This window comes from Pseudomonas sp. WS 5071, assembly GCF_012985765.1.
Lineage (GTDB): Bacteria > Pseudomonadota > Gammaproteobacteria > Pseudomonadales > Pseudomonadaceae > Aquipseudomonas > Aquipseudomonas lundensis_A.
This window is the reverse complement of record NZ_JAAQWY010000069.1, coordinates 1-2,778: the sequence shown is the minus strand read 5'-3', so window position 1 is coordinate 2,778 and position 2,778 is coordinate 1. Positions and strand designations below refer to the sequence as shown.

The following is a 2,778-nucleotide window of genomic DNA, read 5'->3' as shown; positions in this document are numbered from 1 at the left end:
ACGGGATCCGGGAGGGGGGGTGAAGAACATTTCGCAATACTACCCAGGGCGCCAAGAGCAAAATCACCAGCACCCATGCTGGGGGCCTCCGCTCCCGGCCGGTGGCCAGGAACAGAGAGCCAAAGGGTGATTTGATCGGCGAAGGGTCAAGGGTTCGCTTCGCCCGGGACTCCGTTCGCCGCGACGATGAAGCGAGTCACGACGAGCCGGGGTCGCGGCCCCTGACCTGGGAGGTTTCAACGGTGGAGGAACTGGCCTCGATCGGAGTGCGGGTACTTGTTCCCGTATGGAGATCGAGGAGACAAGCGCAGCGCGTCAGGCTTCAGAAGCTCTTGCTCGTAACGCCATCACCTGGGTCGCTGACAAATGCCGCAGATCCGAATTGGAAAAAACCAGATCAGCCCTCAGCCACCTGGTCTCTTCGTCCCAGTTGGCCAAATTATCTATGAGAAACCTATAACGACCTAGATTAGCCTCCACAAGATCACCAGCAAGAGCCCTGTAAGCCTCTCCAGGCGTTTTTAAAGCTAAATACACTGCATCTAGCACAGGGTCTGGTTTCGTAGCTCTGCCGACCTCCTGCGCCTTTTTGATGGCATATGCGTTGTATTCCTCTGCGCCCGTTTCGGGATCATCTGCTGGATTACCTGGGCAAAGCTTGTCCTCCCATGGGAGGACATAGGAGGCGCGACCCAGAATGAACTGCAGGACGTAATCCGAAGGTATGGCAAGGCGTTGCATGAGGACGTCTTCTTAGAGGAAAAATGAATGGTAGCTCAGTGCCAGAGCGGCCATAAGCCGCTCTGAATAAACCGGCGTCGAAGACGACGGAAACAGCCTGACAGACGCCACCCGAGCCCACGAGGGTGGTGAGGAAAAATGGCCCCCAGGCCGAATTTTTCCGTTCTGCCCTGGTGCAGCCCGTTCAGGGCGAAACCAGGGTGCGAAGCATCAGGCCGCACCGCTTGCGTGCGCGTCAGGTGAAACCGGACCAACCTGCTTTCGAGCCGAAGCAGCAGAGGGAGGGACGGAGTCCCGCTCCGATGCGTCGCGAAGTCTCAGAAAGCAGGTTGGTCCGGCTTTGCCGGGCGCGCACGCGGGTGAATTTCCGAGACAAGCCCGTCCAGGGCGCAGGGGAGGAAAGAGGGTGGCGAATCGCGCAGCGATTCAGAACCCTGAAGGCCTTCCGGGGCGCTCCCCCGGGAGGTTTGGGCGTCCCGTAGGGGCGGCCACTGAACCCCGCAGGGGTGAGGGCACTTTGCTGTTGGTTCTATGTTTTTGGCTCTTGGCCGTTGTATTGCAGCACCTATTGCTGGGCCTATTGCAGACGCAATAGGTGAGCCATAGGAGCGGCAATCTCAGGGAGTGAGTCAGGCAGGCGCTACGCTGTCGCCTGACTCACTCCCTGATGCTCGCCAGCTGGTATGAGTCGTCCAGGTAGCGATAGAACCGATCCAGGTACGGAAGCCCGTCGAGCGGCTCATCGAGCAGCGAGTCAGGGATCTCAACGCCACGGAACGAACCGAAGCTGTTCAGCAAGCGTTTGCCCTTGAGGATCTGCGCCGCGTGCCAGTTGTCAGCCAGGGTCAAGTCGGAGAACTTCACGGCGTACTTGAACACTTCCATGAAGCCCTCAACGGGATCGCCCAGGATGGGCCTGCAATCCACGACCATGCTGTCACCGGTGATCTTGTGCCACTCGGCGCTGAGGTCAGTTTGGGATGGCTGAGAAGTAGCCAGAATGATCATGTGGCAGTGCGGATGCCAGCCATTGCCATTGTTGGTTAGCTCAAGGGTGTAAACCGCTCCCTCTGCCTTGCAAAGCTCTGTCCATGGAGCCCGAGGAACGCCGGAATTGAAGTTGCGGCGACGGTCCAAAAGCTTACGCAATGACTTACTGAGGTGGGTCTGCCTTTCTTCCAGATCATCGCCATTTTTGACCGTGAGGGTCAGGAGATATGGGCGCAGATCCGGACGTTCTTCTTGGATCACCTGCCATCGCGTCAGATAGGCACCAAGAGCCTTAGCACCGCGGCGAATAGCGCACAACGGGCAGACCAGGTGCTGCTTGCAGAACGTCGCGCTATGCAGCCGTACCTTGCCCACGGTGAAGTACTCCCGGAAGTGCAGGTAATTCCCACAGCTGGCAAGGCCAGCGGCAGTTTTGATGGTGGCTTCGGACGGGGTCTTTCGGAGATGTTCGAGCATCGCCTGAGACCTTGTGTGAGCCACGCCGTAGCGTGTTATTCTCTCGTCCAGAAGCCTAGCTTCGTCAGCCCCTGTGAACTCCCCTCCCGCCAAGTTGGTAGAGTTCTCAGGGGTTTTTTTATGCGCCATTTTTGGCCCCCTTTCCTATGGGGCCGAGCATAGCATCTGCATGCACATTGTTTCTATGTATCAAGTAAAGCAGAGATTCCCCCGCCTCAAATCCGCGCAAAGCCCCGGAATCCGGGAGCATCAGCAGCAAAACAGCGACTAAAGCGAAAACGTCCTTGCGGTCCAGCTCGATTGAAATCTTCACGCCCAACTCCTCAGTGGTGATGGCAAATTTTCTCATCACGACCAGGAACATAACGGGCGAGGTTTGCGCCTCCACTCCAGAGCCAAAAAACGAAGGAGTCTTCGGTAAAGTGGGGGTGTAACAGCACCCCACGGGATCCGGGAGGGGGGGTGAAGAACATTTCGCAATACTACCCAGGGCGCCAAGAGCAAAATCACCAGCACCCATGCTGGGGGCCTCCGCTCCCGGCCGGTGGCCAGGAACAGAGAGCCAAAGGG

3 protein-coding genes are annotated in these 2,778 nt (G+C 58.0%); all 3 read right to left on the bottom strand.

Going from position 1 to position 2,778, the window contains the following annotated elements:
- Nucleotides 1-315 precede the first annotated feature (315 nt).
- Nucleotides 316-741 (bottom strand): hypothetical protein, encoded by a 426-nt coding sequence (locus HBN61_RS22195; RefSeq protein WP_079455005.1) that lies wholly within the window; start codon nt 739-741, stop codon nt 316-318.
- Nucleotides 742-1,398: 657 nt separating this feature from the next.
- Complete coding sequence (locus HBN61_RS22190; RefSeq protein WP_222933382.1) at nt 1,399-2,208, bottom strand: protein rep; 810 nt, start codon at nt 2,206-2,208, stop codon at nt 1,399-1,401.
- Between the two features lie 118 nt (nt 2,209-2,326).
- Nucleotides 2,327-2,778: hypothetical protein (locus HBN61_RS22185; protein ID WP_223182431.1), on the bottom strand; the 452-nt coding region annotated here is incomplete at its 5' end.

Excerpts from the sequence above, each read along its gene's own strand:
- HBN61_RS22190 (WP_222933382.1), bottom strand. The coding sequence starts at position 2,208 with ATGCTCGAACATCTCCGAAAGACCCCGTCCGAAGCCACCATCAAAACT.
- HBN61_RS22195 (WP_079455005.1), bottom strand. The coding sequence starts at position 741 with ATGCAACGCCTTGCCATACCTTCGGATTACGTCCTGCAGTTCATTCTG.